This window comes from Pseudomonas sp. NFX71, assembly GCF_048079215.1.
In the GTDB taxonomy this organism is placed as follows: Bacteria; Pseudomonadota; Gammaproteobacteria; order Pseudomonadales; family Pseudomonadaceae; genus Aquipseudomonas; species Aquipseudomonas fluorescens_B.
In genome coordinates this window covers 1,382,044-1,400,295 of record NZ_CP182230.1, presented here as the reverse complement: position 1 = coordinate 1,400,295, position 18,252 = coordinate 1,382,044, and the positions used below count along the sequence as shown (strand labels likewise).

General features: G+C 61.2%; 16 protein-coding genes. 13 read left to right on the top strand and 3 right to left on the bottom strand.

Annotated elements, in window-relative coordinates:
• Positions 1-56: 56 nt before the first annotated feature.
• Positions 57-1,157, top strand: coding sequence for a glycine-betaine demethylase subunit GbcB (gbcB, locus tag ACM1ZW_RS06485; protein WP_017341187.1), 1,101 nt, complete (start codon positions 57-59; stop codon positions 1,155-1,157).
• Between the two features lie 105 nt (positions 1,158-1,262).
• On the opposite strand, the gene ACM1ZW_RS06480 is transcribed toward gbcB, so the two are convergent.
• Both ACM1ZW_RS06480 and ACM1ZW_RS06475 read right to left on the bottom strand, forming a co-directional pair.
• Positions 1,263-2,087 (bottom strand): SDR family oxidoreductase, encoded by an 825-nt coding sequence (locus ACM1ZW_RS06480; RefSeq protein ID WP_416740331.1) that lies wholly within the window; start codon positions 2,085-2,087, stop codon positions 1,263-1,265.
• A 244-nt stretch (positions 2,088-2,331) separates the two neighbouring features.
• Positions 2,332-3,372, bottom strand: coding sequence for a low specificity L-threonine aldolase (locus ACM1ZW_RS06475; RefSeq protein ID WP_017341185.1), 1,041 nt, complete (start codon positions 3,370-3,372; stop codon positions 2,332-2,334).
• Between the two features lie 131 nt (positions 3,373-3,503).
• Between ACM1ZW_RS06475 and ACM1ZW_RS06470 the strand changes: the two genes are divergently transcribed.
• The 9 genes from ACM1ZW_RS06470 (at position 3,504) to ACM1ZW_RS06430 (ending at position 14,382) form a co-directional block, all read left to right on the top strand.
• Entirely contained in the window at positions 3,504-4,220 is a 717-nt protein-coding gene (locus ACM1ZW_RS06470; RefSeq protein WP_414880267.1) for a TraX family protein, read from the top strand.
• A 313-nt stretch (positions 4,221-4,533) separates the two neighbouring features.
• The gene (glyA, locus tag ACM1ZW_RS06465) at positions 4,534-5,787 is read left to right on the top strand and encodes a serine hydroxymethyltransferase (protein WP_416740330.1); all 1,254 of its coding nucleotides are present in this window, start codon (positions 4,534-4,536) and stop codon (positions 5,785-5,787) included.
• Between the two features lie 23 nt (positions 5,788-5,810).
• Entirely contained in the window at positions 5,811-7,061 is a 1,251-nt protein-coding gene (locus tag ACM1ZW_RS06460) for a sarcosine oxidase subunit beta (protein ID WP_007947735.1), read from the top strand.
• A 14-nt stretch (positions 7,062-7,075) separates the two neighbouring features.
• On the top strand, positions 7,076-7,405 hold the full coding sequence (locus tag ACM1ZW_RS06455) for a sarcosine oxidase subunit delta (RefSeq protein ID WP_017341182.1): 330 nt from the start codon (positions 7,076-7,078) through the stop codon (positions 7,403-7,405).
• Complete coding sequence (locus tag ACM1ZW_RS06450) at positions 7,402-10,419, top strand: sarcosine oxidase subunit alpha (RefSeq protein ID WP_017341181.1); 3,018 nt, start codon at positions 7,402-7,404, stop codon at positions 10,417-10,419. Before ACM1ZW_RS06455 ends, ACM1ZW_RS06450 begins: the two co-directional genes overlap by 4 nt.
• Positions 10,420-10,568: 149 nt before the next feature.
• Positions 10,569-11,201: a sarcosine oxidase subunit gamma gene (locus ACM1ZW_RS06445; RefSeq protein ID WP_017341180.1), complete on the top strand. Its 633-nt coding sequence runs from the start codon at positions 10,569-10,571 to the stop codon at positions 11,199-11,201.
• 200 nt (positions 11,202-11,401) lie between these two features.
• Complete coding sequence (gene purU / locus ACM1ZW_RS06440; protein WP_017341179.1) at positions 11,402-12,259, top strand: formyltetrahydrofolate deformylase; 858 nt, start codon at positions 11,402-11,404, stop codon at positions 12,257-12,259.
• Between the two features lie 205 nt (positions 12,260-12,464).
• Positions 12,465-13,664 carry a formaldehyde dehydrogenase, glutathione-independent gene (fdhA, locus tag ACM1ZW_RS06435; protein WP_017341178.1) on the top strand — a complete coding sequence of 400 codons (1,200 nt, stop codon included), beginning with the start codon at positions 12,465-12,467 and terminating at the stop codon, positions 13,662-13,664.
• A gap of 169 nt (positions 13,665-13,833) precedes the next feature.
• Complete coding sequence (locus ACM1ZW_RS06430) at positions 13,834-14,382, top strand: DUF2780 domain-containing protein (protein WP_017341177.1); 549 nt, start codon at positions 13,834-13,836, stop codon at positions 14,380-14,382.
• A gap of 1 nt (position 14,383) precedes the next feature.
• Here the strand turns inward: ACM1ZW_RS06430 and ACM1ZW_RS06425 are convergent, their stop codons facing one another.
• Complete coding sequence (locus ACM1ZW_RS06425) at positions 14,384-15,271, bottom strand: acyltransferase (protein ID WP_017341176.1); 888 nt, start codon at positions 15,269-15,271, stop codon at positions 14,384-14,386.
• A 249-nt stretch (positions 15,272-15,520) separates the two neighbouring features.
• Between ACM1ZW_RS06425 and ACM1ZW_RS06420 the strand changes: the two genes are divergently transcribed.
• The 3 genes from ACM1ZW_RS06420 to creC all read left to right on the top strand — a co-directional run bounded on the left by ACM1ZW_RS06420 (position 15,521) and on the right by creC (position 18,206).
• Entirely contained in the window at positions 15,521-16,024 is a 504-nt protein-coding gene (locus tag ACM1ZW_RS06420; protein WP_017341175.1) for an ATP-dependent zinc protease, read from the top strand.
• Positions 16,025-16,098: 74 nt separating this feature from the next.
• On the top strand, positions 16,099-16,779 hold the full coding sequence (gene creB, locus ACM1ZW_RS06415) for a two-component system response regulator CreB (protein WP_416740329.1): 681 nt from the start codon (positions 16,099-16,101) through the stop codon (positions 16,777-16,779).
• Positions 16,779-18,206 (top strand): two-component system sensor histidine kinase CreC, encoded by a 1,428-nt coding sequence (gene creC / locus ACM1ZW_RS06410; RefSeq protein ID WP_416740328.1) that lies wholly within the window; start codon positions 16,779-16,781, stop codon positions 18,204-18,206. Before creB ends, creC begins: the two co-directional genes overlap by 1 nt.
• The last annotated feature ends 46 nt before the right edge of the window (positions 18,207-18,252 follow it).

Genomic DNA, 18,252 nt, shown 5'->3' with positions numbered 1-18,252 from the left:
TCCCGCTATACGCAGAATCGCCAACATAAGGCCGACCATCGGCGGTGGAGAACAGCATGTCCAACAGCTTCCTGAATCCGGTAACTACCCAGACCTGGGCCAATGGCCGACACATTGTCCGTTGCGTCAAAGTCATCCAGGAAACCTGGGATGTGCGCACCTTCTGCTTTATGGCCGACCAGCCGATCCTGTTCTTCTTCAAGCCGGGCCAGTTTGTCACCCTGGAGCTGGAAATCGAAGGCGTGCCGATCATGCGCTCCTACACCATTTCCAGCTCGCCATCGGTGCCATACAGCTTTTCGGTGACCATCAAGCGCGTACCGGGCGGCAAGGTATCGAACTGGTTGCACGACACCTTGCACGAAGGTCAGGAACTGGCGGTACACGGGCCGGTCGGGCTGTTCAACGCCATGGATTTCACCGCGCCGAAAGTGCTCTACCTCAGCGGCGGTGTCGGCATCACGCCGGTGATGTCGATGGCGCGCTGGTTCTACGACACCAACGGCAACGTCGACATGGTGTTTATCCACAGCGCCCGTTCGCCCAAGGACATCATTTACCACCGCGAGCTGGAACACATGGCGTCGCGGATCGACAACTTCAGCCTGCACCTGATCTGCGAGAAGCATGGTCTGGGTGAACCGTGGGCCGGTTATCGCGGTTACCTGAATCACAAGATGCTGGAACTGATGGCACCGGACTTCCTTGAGCGCGAAGTGTTCTGCTGCGGGCCGACGCCGTACATGAACGCTGTGAAACGCATGCTCGAGGCCGCTGGTTTCGACATGAAGCGGTATCACGAGGAGTCCTTCGGTGCCACGCCACCGGAAGCCCGCGCCGATGCGGTGGAGCAAGCCGAAATTGCAGCCGAAGCACCGGACATCGATGTGGCGGATCTGCATCAAGTGGAATTCACCGCGTCCGGCAAGAGCATTCGCGTTGCGCCGGGAGAAACGGTCCACGCCGCTGCTGCCAAGCTGGGGCTATTGATTCCGAAGGCCTGCGGGATGGGGATCTGCGGCACGTGCAAGGTGATGAAGCTGGGAGGCGAAGTCGAGATGGACCACAACGGCGGGATCACCGAGGAAGACGAAGCCGAAGGGTATATTTTGTCGTGCTGCAGCGTGCCGAAGGGCGACGTGCGCATCGAGTTTTAAACCTGTGGGAGCGAGCCTGCTCGCGATAGCGGTCTGTCAGTCAACATCTCTGTTGGATATGACGGCCTCATCGCGAGCAGGCTCGCTCCCACAAGGATTGGTGCTTCAGTCCACAAACAAGTCGGTCATCAGCTTGTCGTTGGTGCCGGGCTCAAAGCGGTAGTGATCAAATTCGGTCGCGCCATTCTCTCGCAAAATCTCCTCATCAATCAGCAACCGCCCGGTAATGCGGCGACCGCTGCTGTCCAGGATCACATGGGCCGCATCGGCCATGATCGCCGGCGTACGCGCATGCTTGAACGACTCCCGTGACCCCAGCTGAAACTCGATGGCGGCGGTGGCGATCATGGTCTGCGGCCACAGCGAATTGACGCTGATGCCGTAGTTCCTGAATTCCTCGCTCATGCCCACCGTGAGCATGCTCATGCCGTATTTGGTCACGGTGTACGGGCTGTATTGGGCGAACCATTTGGTGGCCAGGTTGAGCGGTGGTGACAGGTTGAGGATATGCCCGCTGCTTTTTTTCAGATAGGGCAGGGCAGCCTGACTGCACAGCAACACCGCGCGGGTGTTGATCTGGTGCATCAGGTCAAAGCGCTTGAGTTCGATGTGCTGAACGCCCGTCAGCTTGATTGCGCCGGCGTTGTTGATCAGCGCATCAATGCCGCCGAAATGTTCGTTGGCCTGGGCCAGTGCTTCACGCACCGCGACTTCATCACGCACATCCACCTGCAAGGCCAGCGCCTTGCCGCCTGCGTCCTCGACTTCCTTCGCCACACTGAAAATCGTACCCGGCAGTTTGGGGTGAGGCTCGGCACTTTTGGCCGCAATCACAATGTTGGCCCCGTCCCGCGCCGCCCGCAGTGCGATCTCACGACCAATCCCGCGACTGGCGCCGGTAATGAACAGGGTTTTGCCTTGTAAGGACATGCGTGCGCTCCTGATTGTTATTGTCTGAGCGAATCGAGTGGCTCGCAGGACAATGTAGACCAAGAGGCTGTGGTGAGTGGCGAGTGAGCTTTTGTGACGAGGGCGCTTGCTCCCGCTGGGCTGCGCAGCAGCCCCAAATATGGAGGATGCGGTCTGTCAGGCAGACCGCGATGGCGGTTTTTGCGACGGCTTCGCCGCCGGGCGGGAGCAAGCTCCCTCGCCACAGGGGGGATCGGGGTGCTGGTTAGCGGGACATGACTTCCCGGATGTCCGCCGCCAGTTCACGAACGCGTTCTTCTTCGGTGTCCCACGAGCACATGAAGCGTGCGCCGCCGTTGCCGATGAAGGTGTAGAAGCGCCAGCCCTTGGCGGTCAGCGCGGCAATGGCCGGTTCCGAGAGTTGCAGGAACACGCCGTTGGCCTGCACCGGGAACATCAACTCAACGCCCTGAATGTCGCTGACCAGTTCGGCCAGCAACTGCGCGCAGTGGTTGGCGTGGCGGGCGTATTTGAGCCAGGCGTCGTTTTCCAGAATCCCGACCCACGGCGCCGAGAGGAAACGCATCTTGGATGCCAGCTGACCTGCCTGTTTGCAGCGGTAGTCGAAGTCTTCGGCCAGTTTGTGGTTGAAGAACAGAATCGCTTCACCCACGGCCATGCCGTTTTTCGTGCCGCCGAAGCACAAGACATCGACCCCGGCCTTCCAGGTCAGGTCCGCTGGCGAGCAGCCAAGGAATGCACAAGCATTGGAGAAGCGCGCGCCGTCCATGTGCAGGTTCAGGCCCAGCTCTTTGCAGGTGGCGCTGATGGCGCGGATTTCTTCCGGGGTGTAGATGCTGCCGACTTCGGTGGCCTGGGTCAGGGTCACGACGCGCGGTTTCGGGTAGTGGATGTCCTGGCGCTTGAGGGCCACTTCGCGGATCGATTCCGGGGTCAGCTTGCCGTTTTCGGTGCGGGCGACCAGCAGCTTGGAGCCGTTGGAAAAGAATTCCGGCGCGCCGCATTCGTCGGTTTCGACGTGGGCGGTTTCCGAGCAGATCACGCTGTGGTAACTCTGGCACAGCGACGACAGGGCCAGGGAGTTGGCGGCGGTGCCGTTGAAGGCGAAGAACACTTCGCAGTCGGTTTCGAACAGTTTGCGGAATTGATCGGACGCGCGAGCGGTCCACTCATCGTCGCCATAGGCGCGTTGGTGGCCGTGGTTGGCCTGTTCCATGGCGGCCCAGGCTTCAGGGCAGATACCGGAATAGTTGTCGCTGGCGAATTGTTGGCTCTTGTCGGTCATGGCCGGCTTCCGTGGTCGAGGCTCCTATGGTGAAGAGCTTCGTGGTCAATGATGGTGCGCACTTTACCGAAGATCGTCCGGGGAGCACACGGGATGTCACTGTCAGAACATTACAAGGACACCGGGCAATTATGCACATGACTCAACGCGACGGGGCACTCGATCTGCTCAAGTGGCTGGCGCTATTGAGCATGGTGCTCGATCACCTGCGATATGTCGGTTATTCCGTCGATATTCTGTATGTACCGGGGAGGCTAGCGTTTCCTTGGTTTTGTTTAGCGATAGCGGCCAATCTGTCGCGCGCCGGTGCAGCGACGACCGACGGCCAGTGGCGTTATCTGGGTTGGTTGCTGCTGTTCAGCGCCATCAGTGAAATTCCCTACCGGATGTACATTCCTGATCCGGACACCTTGAACGTGTTGCCTACGCTGGCGCTTGGGCTGCTGGTCGCGCGCGGCTGGCGGCACGAAACGCTGCACTCGCGACTGCTCGCGGTGGGTGCTCTGACCGTGGCAGCACTGTTCTCGGAGCGACTGATGTTCGGTTTCTTCGGCGTTCTGCTGCCGCTGGCCATGTTGCTGGTGATCAAGCGGCCCTGGTACTTCAGCCTGTTACCCGGACTGGTCTGCCTGGCCGCCAACCAATGGGAGGTGCTGTATCACTCCGCCAGGTTTGGAAATGGTGCAGCCATCCTCGGCATCGCCACTTGCCTGATCGCGCCATTGCCAGGGCTGCTCTTGTTGCGACAGGCCAGGCATTTCAAACCGCCGCCGATGCGGCGTTGGGCGTATGCGCTCTATCCCGTACATTTTCTCGTTCTTCTGGCCTTGCGCCAACTCCTGTCCTGACTCCAGCCCTGTGGCGAGGGAGCTTGCTCCCGCTGGGCTGCGCGGCAGCCCGACACCCAGCAAATGCGATTCTGCAGTTAGATCGAGTTTGTCGGTTTTACGACTGCTTTGCAGCCGAGCGGAAGCAAGCTCCCTCGCCACAAGAGCCTTTGCCGGCCATCCTTTGCAGCCCATGTCGTAAACGCACCTTTGCGTGGCGTCCGTAGGCATTTGACCTGTCTGCGCCGGTCATACCATCGCATCAAAGGGCACTGCCGACAGGTACGTGCCTCACCGAGACGAATGGCGCACCGCCGCCGCTGGGAGAGACGCGATGTTCAGCAAGCAAGACCAGATCCAGGGTTACGACGATGCACTGCTGGCGGCGATGAATGCCGAAGAGCAACGCCAGGAAGATCACATCGAGCTGATCGCGTCAGAGAACTACACCAGCAAACGCGTCATGGAAGCGCAAGGCAGTGGCCTGACCAACAAATACGCCGAAGGCTATCCGGGCAAGCGCTACTACGGTGGCTGCGAGCACGTGGACAAGGTTGAAGCCCTGGCCATCGAACGCGCCAAGCAGTTGTTCGGCGCCGATTACGCCAACGTGCAGCCGCACTCCGGTTCCTCGGCCAACAGCGCCGTGTACCTGGCCCTGCTGCAAGCCGGCGACACCATTCTGGGCATGAGCCTGGCCCATGGCGGTCACCTGACCCACGGAGCCAAGGTGTCGTCCTCGGGCAAGCTGTACAACGCCGTGCAGTACGGGATCGACACCAAAACCGGTCTGATCGACTACGACGAAGTCGAGCGCCTGGCCGTCGAATGCAAGCCGAAGATGATCGTCGCCGGCTTCTCGGCCTACTCCAAGACCCTCGACTTCCCACGCTTCCGCCAGATCGCCGACAAGGTTGGTGCGCTGCTGTTCGTCGACATGGCCCACGTCGCCGGCCTGGTCGCTGCCGGCCTGTACCCGAATCCGCTGCCTTACGCCGACGTGGTCACCACCACCACCCACAAGACCCTGCGCGGTCCGCGTGGCGGCCTGATCCTGTGCAAGGCCAACGAAGAAATCGAGAAGAAACTCAACGCGGCAGTCTTCCCGGGTGCCCAGGGCGGCCCGCTGATGCACGTGATCGCCGGTAAGGCCGTGTGCTTCAAGGAAGCGCTGGAGCCCGGTTTCAAGGCTTACCAGCAACAAGTGATCGACAACGCCCAGGCCATGGCCGGCGTGTTTATCAAACGCGGCTACGATGTAGTGTCCGGCGGCACCGATAACCACCTGTTCCTGGTCAGCCTGATCCGTCAGGGCCTCACCGGCAAAGAGGCGGATGCAGCACTCGGTCGCGCCCACATCACCGTGAACAAGAACGCTGTCCCGAATGATCCACAGTCGCCGTTCGTCACGTCCGGCCTGCGCATCGGCACCCCGGCGGTGACCACGCGCGGCTTCAAGGTGACCCAGTGCGTCACGCTGGCCGGCTGGATCTGCGACATCCTCGACAACCTCGGCGACACCGATGTCGAGGCCAATGTCGCGCAGCAAGTGTCGGCCCTGTGCGCAGATTTCCCGGTTTATCGCTGAGCGCGGTTTTGGAGTAAATGACTATGCAACGCTATTCGGGCTTCGGCCTCTTCAAACACTCCCTCAGCCATCACGAAAACTGGCAGAAGATGTGGCGCACGCCGACCCCTAAAAAGGTCTATGACGTGGTCATCGTCGGCGGTGGCGGGCATGGTCTCGCCACGGCTTACTACCTGGCCAAGGAGCACGGCATCACCAACGTGGCCGTGGTCGAAAAAGGCTGGCTGGGCGGCGGTAACACCGCGCGCAACACCACCATCGTTCGCTCCAACTACCTGTGGGACGAGTCGGCTCACCTGTACGAACACGCAATGAAATTGTGGGAAGGCCTTTCCCAGGACCTGAACTACAACGTGATGTTCTCCCAGCGTGGCGTCTACAACCTGTGCCACACCCTGCAGGACATCCGTGATTCCGAGCGTCGGGTCAGCGCCAACCGCCTCAACGGCGTGGACGGTGAACTGCTCGATGCCAAGCAAGTGGCCGACGAGATCCCGTACCTCGACTGCTCGAAGAACACTCGCTACCCGGTGATGGGCGCAACCGTTCAGCGTCGCGGCGGCGTGGCCCGTCACGATGCCGTGGCGTGGGGCTTTGCCCGTGCCGCCGACGCACTGGGCGTGGACCTGATCCAGCAGACCGAGGTGATCGGCTTCCGCAAGGAAAACGGCGTGTGCATCGGTGTCGAAACCAACAAGGGCTTCATTGGCGCCAAGCGCGTCGGTGTGGTCACGGCCGGTAACTCCGGGCACATGGCCAAGCTGGCCGGTTTCCGTCTGCCGATCGAATCCCACCCGCTGCAAGCGTTGGTGTCCGAGCCGATCAAACCGATTATCGACAGCGTGATCATGTCCAACGCCGTGCACGGCTACATCAGCCAGTCCGACAAGGGCGACCTGGTGATCGGCGCCGGCATCGACGGCTACAACGGCTACGGCCAGCGTGGTTCGTACCCGGTGATCGAGCACACCATCCAGGCCATCGTCGAGATGTTCCCGGTGCTGTCCCGCGTACGCATGAACCGTCAGTGGGGCGGCATCGTCGACACCACGCCGGATGCCTGCCCGATCATTTCGAAAACCCCGGTCCCGAACATGTTCTTCAACTGCGGTTGGGGCACCGGTGGCTTCAAGGCCACACCTGGCTCGGGCAACGTGTTTGCCGCAAGCCTGGCCAAGGGTGAAATGCACCCATTGGCTGCACCTTTCTCCATCGACCGTTTCCACAACGGTGCGTTGATCGACGAACACGGCGCTGCTGCGGTTGCCCACTAACAGGAGAAATCCCCATGTTGCATATCTTCTGTCCTCACTGCGGCGAACTGCGCTCCGAAGAGGAATTCCACGCATCCGGCCAGGCGCACATCCCGCGTCCACTGGACCCGAACACCTGCACCGACGAGGAGTGGGGCGACTACATGTTCTTCCGCGACAACCCTCGCGGTCTGCACCATGAACTGTGGATTCACGCCGCCGGTTGCCGTCAGTACTTCAACGCCACCCGCGACACCGTGACCTACGAGATTCTCGAGACCTACAAGATCGGCACCAAGCCACAATTCACCGACAAGACCGATAGCCCGAAAGCGGCCACCACGGCTCTGGGAGAGAAGGTATGAGCCAGATCAATCGCCTGTCCAACGGCGGACGGATCGACCGCAACAAAGTGCTGAGCTTCACCTTCAACGGCCAGGTCTACAAAGGCTTTGAAGGCGATTCCCTGGCCGCAGCCCTGCTGGCCAACGGTGTCGACATCATCGGTCGCAGCTTCAAGTACTCCCGTCCGCGCGGCATCTTCGCGGCCGGCGCTGAAGAGCCGAACGCCGTGCTGCAGATCGGCGCGACCGAAGCCACGCAGATCCCTAACGTGCGTGCCACGCAACAGGCGCTGTATCAAGGCCTGGTCGCCACCAGCACCAACGGCTGGCCAAGCGTGAACAACGACATGATGGGGATTCTCGGCAAGGTCGGCGGCAAGCTGATGCCTCCGGGCTTCTACTACAAAACCTTCATGTACCCGCAATCGTTCTGGATGACGTACGAGAAGTACATCCGTAAGGCCGCCGGCCTTGGCCGCTCGCCGACCGAGAACGATCCGGACACCTACGACTACATGAACCAGCACTGCGACGTGCTGATCGTCGGCGGTGGCCCTGCCGGCCTGGCCGCTGCACTGGCGGCTGCGCGCAGCGGTGCTCGCGTGATCCTCGCCGATGAGCAGGAAGAGTTCGGCGGCAGCCTGCTCGATTCCCGCGAAAGCCTCGACGGCAAGCCAGCCACCGAGTGGGTCGCCAGCGTCATCGCCGAGCTGAAGGACACCCCGGACGTGCTGCTGTTGCCGCGCGCCACGGTCAACGGTTACCACGACCATAACTTCCTGACCATTCACGAGCGCCTGACCGATCACCTCGGCGACCGCGCCCCGATCGGCCAGGTGCGTCAGCGCATCCACCGGGTTCGCGCCAAGCGCGTGGTCCTGGCGACCGGTGCTCACGAACGTCCACTGGTGTATGGCAACAACGACGTGCCGGGCAACATGCTCGCCGGCGCTGTCTCGACTTACGTTCGCCGTTACGGCGTGGCACCGGGCAAGAAACTGGTGCTGTCGACCAACAACGATCACGCCTACCGCGTTGCCCTGGATTGGCTCGATGCCAGCCTGCAAGTGGTGGCCATCGCCGACGCCCGTAGCAATCCGCGCGGTGCATTGGTTGAAGAAGCGCGCGCCAAAGGCATTCGCATCCTGACCGGCAGCGCCGTGATCGAGGCCCGTGGCAGCAAGCACGTGACCGCCGCTCGCGTCGCCGCGATCGATGTCAAGGCGCACGCCGTGACCAGTCCTGGCGAATGGCTCGATTGCGATTTGATCGCCAGTTCCGGCGGTTACAGCCCGGTGGTTCACCTGGCGTCGCACTTGGGTGGCAAGCCGATCTGGCGTGAAGACATCCTCGGTTTCGTACCGGGCGAAGCACCGCAGAAACGCGTGTGCGTCGGTGGCATCAACGGCGTCTACGGCCTCGGCGATTCCCTGGCCGATGGTTTTGAAGGCGGCGCTCGCGCAGCCAGTGAAGCCGGTTTCAGCGTGGTCGAAGGTACTTTGCCGAAAGCCCTGAGCCGTCTGGAAGAGCCCACCCTGGCGCTGTTCCAGGTGCCGCACGAAAAGAACACCGCACGGGCGCCGAAGCAATTCGTCGACCTGCAAAACGACGTCACCGCTGCCGCCATCGAACTGGCGACCCGCGAAGGCTTCGAATCGGTCGAGCACGTCAAACGCTACACCGCACTGGGCTTCGGTACTGACCAGGGCAAGCTCGGCAACGTCAACGGCCTGGCCATCGCCGCCCGTTCGTTGAACGTGACCATCCCGCAGATGGGCACCACCATGTTCCGTCCGAACTACACGCCGGTGACCTTCGGCGCCGTGGCCGGCCGTCACTGCGGGCACATCTTCGAACCTGTCCGCTTCACCGCGCTGCATCACTGGCACGTGAAGAATGGCGCCGAGTTCGAGGACGTCGGTCAGTGGAAACGTCCGTGGTACTTCCCGAAAAACGGTGAAGACATTCACGCCGCAGTGAAACGCGAATGCAAAGCCGTGCGCGACAGCGTCGGCCTGCTGGACGCCTCGACCCTCGGCAAGATCGACATTCAAGGCCCGGATGCGCGCGAGTTCCTCAACCGCATCTACACCAACGCCTGGACCAAGCTCGACGTGGGCAAGGCCCGTTACGGCCTGATGTGCAAAGAAGACGGCATGGTCTTCGACGACGGCGTCACCGCTTGCCTCGCCGACAACCACTTCGTGATGACCACCACCACCGGCGGCGCTGCACGCGTGCTGCAATGGCTGGAAATCTACCAACAGACCGAATGGCCAGACCTGAAGGTGTATTTCACTTCCGTGACGGATCACTGGGCAACCATGACCCTGTCCGGGCCGAACAGCCGCAAGCTGCTCAGCGAAGTCACCGACATCGACCTGAGCAACGAAGCCTTCCCGTTCATGACCTGGAAAGAAGGCCTGGTCGGCGGTGTGCCGGCGCGGGTGTTCCGGATTTCGTTTACCGGTGAGCTGTCGTACGAAGTCAACGTGCAGGCCGACTACGCCATGGGCGTGCTCGAGAAAATCGTCGAGGCCGGCAAACAGTACAACCTGACCCCGTACGGCACCGAAACCATGCACATCCTGCGGGCCGAGAAGGGCTTCATCATCGTCGGTCAGGACACCGACGGCTCGATGACCCCGGACGATTTGAACATGGGCTGGTGTGTCGGTCGCACCAAACCGTTCTCGTGGATCGGCTGGCGTGGCATGAACCGCGAAGACTGCGTACGTGATCAACGTAAACAGCTGGTGGGCCTGAAGCCGATCGATCCGACCAAATGGCTGCCGGAAGGTGCGCAACTGGTGTTCAACACCAAGCAGACGATCCCGATGACGATGGTCGGTCACGTCACTTCCAGCTACCTGCACAACTCCCTGGGCTATTCGTTTGCCATGGGCGTAGTGAAAGGCGGTTTGAAGCGTATCGGCGAACGGGTGTTCGCACCGCTGGCGGATGGCAGCGTGATCGAGGCGGAAATCGTTTCTTCGGTGTTCTTCGATCCGAAAGGTGATCGCCAGAACATCTAGTGGCCTCGGGTCCTGTGGAGAGTCTGCTACCGCAATCGCTAGCAGGCTAGCTCCCACCGGGGAACGCGGTTGAATGTGGGAGCTGGCCTGCTGGCGATGACGGCAGTGCCGCCACCACAGGAACCAACAGAATTCAGGAAAGGTGCTTTATGACCGTAGCCAATGTTTACCAACAACGCCCAACCACCGGGGCCAAGGCCGAGTCGTCGCTGCATCATGCCGACCTCGCCAGCCTGGTCGGCAAGGGTCGCAAAAACGCCGGCGTGATCGTGCGTGAGAAGAAACTCCTCGGCCACCTGACCATTCGTGGCGACGGCCACGATGCGGCGTTCAGTGCTGGCGTGCACAAGGCCCTTGGCATCGAATTGCCAGGCGCGCTGACGGTCATCGTCAAGGGTGAAACCAGCCTGCAATGGATGGGGCCGGATGAGTGGCTGTTGATCGTGCCGACCGGTGAAGAGTTCGCCGCCGAGCAGAAACTGCGTGAAGCGCTGGGCGATCTGCACATCCAGATCGTCAACGTCAGCGGTGGCCAGCAGATCCTCGAACTGAGCGGCCCTAACGTGCGCCAGGTGCTGATGAAATCCACCAGCTACGACGTACACCCGAACAGCTTCCCGGTCGGCAAGGCAGTGGGCACCGTGTTCGCCAAGTCGCAACTGGTGATCCGCCACACCGCCGAAGACACCTGGGAACTGCTGATCCGCCGCAGCTTCTCGGATTACTGGTGGTTGTGGCTGCAGGATGCAGCGGCCGAGTACGGCCTGAGCGTTCAGGCTTAATGATCGTTTGTGGTGATGGGCTTTGTGGCGAGGGGATTTATCCCCGTTGGGCTGCGCAGCAGCCCTGAAACCTCACAACTCGGTATCCCAGCCAAATTGAGTTGACTGGTTTTACGACTGCTTCGCAGCCGAACGGGGATAAATCCCCTCGCCACAGGGGTCTCTGCGACCACCTAATTTGTAGCAGGAGTCACCGCACTATGAGCCGCGCCCCAGACACATGGATTCTGACCGCCGACTGCCCCAGCGTCCTCGGCACCGTGGACGCGGTGACCCGATTTCTGTTCGAGCAGGGCTGCTACGTTACCGAGCACCATTCGTTCGATGACCGTCTCTCGGGTCGTTTCTTCATTCGCGTGGAATTCCGTCAACCCGACGGCTTTGACGAACAAGCCTTCCGCGCCGGGTTGGAAGAGCGTGGTAAAGCCTTCGGCATGATCTTCGAACTGACCCCGCCGAACTACCGGCCGAAAGTGGTGATCATGGTCTCCAAGGCCGATCACTGCCTCAACGATTTGCTCTACCGCCAGCGCATCGGCCAGTTGTCGATGGACGTCGCCGCCGTGATCTCCAACCATCCGGACCTCAAGCCGTTGGCCGACTGGCACCAGATTCCGTACTACCACTTCCCGCTCGACCCCAACGACAAGCCGTCGCAGGAGCGTCAGGTGTTGCAGGTGATCGAAGACTCCGGCGCCGAACTGGTGATCCTTGCGCGCTACATGCAGGTTTTGTCACCGGAGCTGTGCCGCAAGCTCGACGGCAAGGCGATCAACATCCATCACTCCCTGCTGCCGGGGTTCAAGGGCGCCAAGCCTTATCACCAGGCCTACAACAAAGGGGTGAAGCTGGTCGGCGCCACGGCGCACTACATCAACAACGACCTGGACGAGGGACCGATCATCGCCCAGGGCGTGGAGGTGGTGGATCACAGCCATTATCCGGAAGACCTGATCGCCAAGGGGCGGGATATCGAAGGGCTGACCCTGGCTCGCGCCGTGGGTTATCACATTGAACGACGGGTGTTTTTGAACGCCAATCGCACGGTCGTTCTGTAGATCGCCATCGCTAGCAGGCTAGCTCCCACAGTGATTCGGGTGAACACAGGATTTTTGAACAACCCAAAACCCTGTGGGAGCTAGCCTGCTAGCGATGAGGCCCTGACAAACAACACAAGACACACAGGCAACAACCAGAGCAATCAACGCGCCGCCGATCCGTGGCGACGCGACCGCTACATAAAAACAACAGCGAGGTGAAAGCATGTCTGGCAATCGTGGTGTGGTGTATCTCGGCGCTGGCAAGGTCGAAGTACAGAAAATCGACTATCCGAAAATGCAGGACCCGCGTGGCAGGAAGATTAATCACGCTGTCATCCTGCGCGTGGTTTCCACCAACATCTGTGGTTCCGACCAGCACATGGTGCGCGGCCGTACCACCGCTCAGACCGGTCTGGTGCTGGGCCACGAGATCACTGGCGAAGTGATCGAGAAGGGCAGCGACGTCGAAAACCTGCAAATCGGCGACCTGGTGTCCGTACCGTTCAACGTGGCTTGCGGGCGCTGCCGTTCCTGCAAGGAAATGCACACTGGCGTTTGCCTCAGCGTGAACCCGGCGCGTCCGGGCGGTGCTTACGGTTACGTCGACATGGGCGACTGGACCGGCGGCCAGGCTGAATACGCGATGGTGCCGTACGCCGACTTCAACCTGCTGAAACTGCCTGATCGCGATCGCGCGATGGAAAAAATCCGCGACCTGACCTGCCTCTCCGACATCCTGCCGACCGGTTACCACGGCGCAGTGACGGCCGGCGTTGGCCCGGGCAGCACCGTGTACATCGCCGGTGCCGGTCCGGTCGGTCTGGCGGCTGCCGCTTCCGCTCGCCTGTTGGGCGCGGCGGTGGTGATCATCGGCGACGTCAACACTGTTCGCCTGGCACACGCCAAGGCGCAGGGTTTCGAAATTGCCGACCTGTCCCTGGACACCCCGCTGCACGAACAGATCGCTGCGCTGCTGGGTGAACCCGAAGTGGATTGCGCCGTCGACGCCGTGGGCTTCGAAGCGCGCGGTCACGGCCATGACGGCGTGAAACACGAGGCTCCGGCCACCGTGCTCAACTCGCTGATGGGTGTGGTTCGGGTGGCTGGCAAAATCGGTATCCCTGGCCTGTACGTGACCGAAGATCCGGGTGCCGTGGACGCGGCCGCGAAAATGGGCAGCCTGAGCATTCGCTTCGGTCTGGGCTGGGCCAAGTCCCACAGCTTCCACACTGGCCAGACGCCGGTGATGAAGTACAACCGCCAGCTGATGCAGGCGATCATGTGGGATCGCATCAACATCGCCGAAGTGGTGGGCGTTCAGGTGATCAGCCTGGATCAGGCACCGCAAGGCTACGGCGAGTTCGATGCGGGCGTGCCGAAGAAGTTTGTGATCGATCCGCACAAGCTGTTCAGCGCGGCGTAAGGCATCACGCAATACAGAACGGCGACCTTCGGGTCGCCGTTTTTGTTTGAGTCGACGAGCGGGTAGAAAATGGACGTGGCGCTGAGGAACATGCCGACGCAAGACCGGTCAAAACGGCAGCTTTTCCGCCTGTTACCGGGCGGTTTTCATGGCACAAGAGGATGTCTGGATGAAGATTTCACGCGGTTTTGCACTGGCATCGCTCATGACCCTGGGGGCCAGCCCGGTCTTTGCTCAGTTCAGCCTGAGCGATGCGGCCAATGCCATTTCCGGCATGAAGGGCGATAACGCTGCCACAGCGGCAGCGCCGACCTCTGAAACGGCAGGTCTGCTGGGTGCGCTCAGCCAATTGAACCTGACACCACAGCAAGTCGTTGGCGGCACCGGAGCGATGCTCGGTCTGGCCAAGAATCAATTGAGTTCGACCGACTACTCGGAACTGGCCAAGAGCGTTCCGGGCATCGACATGTTGTCCGGCGGTGGTGAACTGGGCGTCCTCGCCGGGTTGCTCGGTTCGAGCGGTAAGGCGGCCGGCCTGGATAACGCGCTGGGCAACGTCAAGGACACCAACGACCTGAACAACGCGTTCAGCGCATTGGGCATGGACAGCGGCATGATCGGCCAGTTTGCCCCACTGATTCTTCAATACTTCGGTCAACAGGGCGTGGGCGGTTCGCTGCTGCAGAGCCTGGGCGGAATCTGGGGCGCCGGCAGCTGATTCAGCGGCGCTCGGCGCGCAAGGCGTCGATGCGCCGGTCCTTCTCGATCCAGAGCTGGTTCACCCAGTTCTGGACGGTCTCGCGAAACGCCGCATCATTCTCGTAATCGCCCTGCCACAGCGCGGGGTCGAGTTCGCGGGTGTTGATGTCGATGATGACCCTCGGCACGTTGCCGCTGATCAAATCCCAGAACCCCGGGATCTTCTGCTGCGGATATACCACCGTCACATCGAGAATGGCGTCCAGCTGTTCACCCATCGCTGCCAGCACAAACGCCACGCCGCCAGCCTTGGGCTTGAGCAGATGCGTGAACGGTGACTGTTGCTGAGCGCTTTTTGCCGAGGTGTAGCGGGTGCCTTCCAGGTAATTGACCACGGTCACCGGCTGGCGCTTGAACAGCTCGCACGCCGCTTTGGTAATCTCCAGATCCTTGCCCGCCAGCGTCGGGTTTTTCGCCAGAAAGGCCTTGGTGTAGCGCTTCATGAACGGGTAATCCAGCGCCCACCACGCCAGGCCCAGGAACGGTACCCAGATCAGTTCTTTCTTGAGGAAGAATTTGAAAAACGGCGTGCGCCGGTTGAGTGTCTGGATCAGCGCCGGGATATCGACCCAGGATTGATGGTTGCTGATGACCAGATAAGAGGTGTCGCGGCGCAAGTCATCGCCGCCGCGAATGTCCCACTGCGTGGGGATGCACAGACGGAAGATCAGCTTGTCGATCTCGGCCCAGGTCTCGGCGATCCACATCACCGCTGTTGATGCGTAATCACGCCAGCGGCCGGACAGGACCAGTTTGAACAGGGCAAACACCATCAGTGGCCCGAACAGGACCAGGGTGTTGAGTAACAGCAGCAGGGTAACGAAACAGCCGGTGAGCAGGCGGCGCATAAGTAACTCTTGAAAGCGTTTGGGCGCGCCATGATAAGCAGCTTCGGGCGACAGGCCAAATCGGCGGTGACGAATGTTTCACCTTCTTGGCCGTATGCTTGCGGCTTTGTGAGAGCACTTGCTCGCTTCGCAGCCCAGCGGGAGCAAGCTCCCTCGCCACAGAAGTGTGTGGTCTTCCAACTATCGTTGTTTTTTGCGGTCTAGAATTCGGACTCTGCGCTCCTATTTTCAAAAAAGGACATCCATCACGTGAAATCCCTCCTCGCACTGCTTTCCCTCGTGGCCCTGCCGGTCCTGGCCGCCGAGCCGACCCTGTACGGGCGCTACGAATACATTGCGCTGCCGGAAATCGGCGGCGAAGTCCTCAAGGCGAAAATGGACACTGGCGCCCTGACCGCGTCGCTGTCGGCCAAGGACATCGAAACCTTCACCCGCGACGGCGATGAGTGGGTGCGTTTCCGCCTCGCGACCAAAGACGCCAGCAACAAGGTCTACGAGCACAAGGTCGCGCGGATCAGCAAGATCAAGACCCGCTCCGAAGAAGACGAGGATGAAGATGCCGCGGCGCCCACCAAACGTCCGGTGGTCGATCTGGAACTGTGCCTGGGTAACGTCAAGCGCACCGTCGAGGTCAACCTGACCGACCGCAGCAGCTTCAACTACCCGCTGCTGATCGGCGCCAAAGCCCTGCGTGAATTTGGCGCGGCCGTGAACCCGGCGCGACGTTTCACCGCCGACAAGCCCGACTGCTGATTTCAAGTGGTCTCATTGACGTGAGGTGAGGCTTGGGGCACCGTTCGCCCACCCAACTGCCGGGCTCGGACGCCATGCCTCATATCCTGATTGTCGAAGACGAAGCGGCGATTGCCGACACCCTGATTTTCGCCTTGCAGGGCGAAGGGTTCACCACCACCTGGCTGAGCCTGGGTGCCGCCGCGCTGGAGCTTCAGCGGCAGACCCCGGCCGATCTGATCATTCTGGACATTGGCCTGCCCGACATCAGTGGCTTCGAAACCTGCAAGCAACTGCGGCGTTTCAGCGAGGTGCCGGTGATTTTCCTCAGTGCCCGCGATGCGGAAATCGATCGGGTCGTGGGCCTGGAAATCGGTGCCGACGATTACGTGGTCAAGCCGTTCAGCCCACGGGAAGTGGCGGCGCGCGTGCGGGCCATCCTCAAGCGCATGGCGCCACGTGCGGTGGCCGAGGTCGCACCGACACTGTTTCGCATCGACAGCGAGCGCGTTCAGATCAGCTATCGCGGCCAGTTGCTGACCCTGACTCGCCACGAGTTCCGTCTGCTGCAATGCCTGCTCGAACAACCTGAGCGCGTCTTCAGCCGCGAGCAATTGCTCGATGCGCTGGGCGTCGCCGCCGATGCCGGGTACGAGCGTAGCGTCGACAGCCACATCAAGAGCGTGCGCGCCAAATTGCGCCAGGTGAAGGCCGAGGCCGAGCCGATCCAGACCCATCGCGGCCTCGGCTACAGCTACAGCCCGGGCCACAGCTGATGCCATTGGGGATCCGGATTTTCCTGGTGTATGTGCTGTTCATCGGCCTGACGGGTTACTTCGTGCTCAGCACGGTAATGGAAGAAATCCGCCCCGGCGTACGTCAGTCCACCGAAGAAACCCTGGTCGACACCGCCAACCTGATGGCCGAAATCCTGCGCGACGACTTCAAGGCCGGCACGCTCAACCAGAACCGCTGGCCGGAACTGCTCAGGGCCTATGGCGAGCGGCAGCCAAACGCCAGTATCTGGGGGCTGCCGAAGAATCAGGTCAACCACCGGATCTACGTCACTGACGCTAAGGGCATTGTGGTCCTGGACTCCAGCGGCGTGGCGGTAGGCCAGGATTACTCGCGATGGAACGATGTTTTGCTGACCCTGCGCGGCGAGTACGGCGCTCGCTCCAGTCGCAGCGACCCGAACGATGCCAGCTCTTCGGTGATGCACGTTGGTGCGCCGATTCGCGATAACGGCCGGATCATTGGCGTGGTCACCGTGGCCAAACCCAACAGCTCGTTGCAGCCTTACGTCGATCGCACGGAGCGTCGACTGCTCGCGTATGGCGCCGGGCTGATCGGCCTCGGTCTGTTGTTCGGCGCGCTGCTGTCGTGGTGGCTGAGTGCAGCGTTGCGGCGCTTGACCGCTTATGCGAAAGCCGTGAGTGAAGGCCGCCGGGTCGAGGTTCCGCATTATCGCGGCGGCGAAATGGAGCAACTGGCGACCGCCGTGGAGCAGATGCGCACGCAGCTCGAAGGCAAAGCCTACGTCGAGCGTTATGTGCACACGCTGACCCATGAACTGAAAAGCCCGCTGGCGGCGATTCGTGGCGCAGCGGAGTTGCTGCAGGGCGAGATGCCGTTGGCTCAACAACAGCGTTTCGTCAGCAACATCGACAGTGAAAGCGTGCGGATGCAGCAGTTGATCGAGCGGCTGTTGAATCTGGCTCAGGTCGAGCAGCGCCAAGGGCTGGAAGAGCGAGTGGCCGTGCCGTTGGCGGGGCTGGTCAATGAGTTGCTGAATGCCCAGGCCGCGCGTATCGAAGGCAAGCAGTTGCGGGTGGAACAGGCGATTCCAGCGGATCTGGCGATCACTGGCGAGCCGTTTCTATTGCGTCAGGCGCTGGGCAATCTGCTGGAAAATGCGTTGGATTTCACGCCGGCGAAGGGTGTGCTGCGATTCAGCGCGAAGCAGATCGGGGAGCAGATTGAATTCAGACTGTTCAACCAGGCCGAGGCCATTCCCGACTACGCGTTGCCGCGATTGAGTGAGCGTTTCTATTCCTTGCCGCGTCCGGAGAGCGGGCGCAAGAGCACCGGACTTGGGCTCAACTTCGTTGAAGAAGTGGTGAAGTTGCATGGTGGGGCATTGCACGTCGGCAATGTCCAAGGCGGGGTTGAAGTGACTCTGCATTTGCCTTCAGACCGCTAAAGATCACAAAGTCTCCACATTCCCCCCACAAAACCCCCACACACCA

What these genes read in the sequence shown, in the direction of transcription:
- ACM1ZW_RS06475 (WP_017341185.1), bottom strand. Translation starts at nt 3,372, where the DNA reads ATGACCGACAAGAGCCAACAATTCGCCAGCGACAACTATTCCGGTATC.
- ACM1ZW_RS06430 (WP_017341177.1), top strand. Translation starts at nt 13,834, where the DNA reads ATGAAGATTTCACGCGGTTTTGCACTGGCATCGCTCATGACCCTGGGG.
- creB (WP_416740329.1), top strand. Translation starts at nt 16,099, where the DNA reads ATGCCTCATATCCTGATTGTCGAAGACGAAGCGGCGATTGCCGACACC.
- purU (WP_017341179.1), top strand. Translation starts at nt 11,402, where the DNA reads ATGAGCCGCGCCCCAGACACATGGATTCTGACCGCCGACTGCCCCAGC.
- ACM1ZW_RS06450 (WP_017341181.1), top strand. Translation starts at nt 7,402, where the DNA reads ATGAGCCAGATCAATCGCCTGTCCAACGGCGGACGGATCGACCGCAAC.
- ACM1ZW_RS06470 (WP_414880267.1), top strand. Translation starts at nt 3,504, where the DNA reads ATGCACATGACTCAACGCGACGGGGCACTCGATCTGCTCAAGTGGCTG.
- gbcB (WP_017341187.1), top strand. Translation starts at nt 57, where the DNA reads ATGTCCAACAGCTTCCTGAATCCGGTAACTACCCAGACCTGGGCCAAT.
- glyA (WP_416740330.1), top strand. Translation starts at nt 4,534, where the DNA reads ATGTTCAGCAAGCAAGACCAGATCCAGGGTTACGACGATGCACTGCTG.
- ACM1ZW_RS06445 (WP_017341180.1), top strand. Translation starts at nt 10,569, where the DNA reads ATGACCGTAGCCAATGTTTACCAACAACGCCCAACCACCGGGGCCAAG.
- ACM1ZW_RS06480 (WP_416740331.1), bottom strand. Translation starts at nt 2,087, where the DNA reads ATGTCCTTACAAGGCAAAACCCTGTTCATTACCGGCGCCAGTCGCGGG.
- creC (WP_416740328.1), top strand. Translation starts at nt 16,779, where the DNA reads ATGCCATTGGGGATCCGGATTTTCCTGGTGTATGTGCTGTTCATCGGC.
- ACM1ZW_RS06425 (WP_017341176.1), bottom strand. Translation starts at nt 15,271, where the DNA reads ATGCGCCGCCTGCTCACCGGCTGTTTCGTTACCCTGCTGCTGTTACTC.
- ACM1ZW_RS06455 (WP_017341182.1), top strand. Translation starts at nt 7,076, where the DNA reads ATGTTGCATATCTTCTGTCCTCACTGCGGCGAACTGCGCTCCGAAGAG.
- ACM1ZW_RS06460 (WP_007947735.1), top strand. Translation starts at nt 5,811, where the DNA reads ATGCAACGCTATTCGGGCTTCGGCCTCTTCAAACACTCCCTCAGCCAT.
- fdhA (WP_017341178.1), top strand. Translation starts at nt 12,465, where the DNA reads ATGTCTGGCAATCGTGGTGTGGTGTATCTCGGCGCTGGCAAGGTCGAA.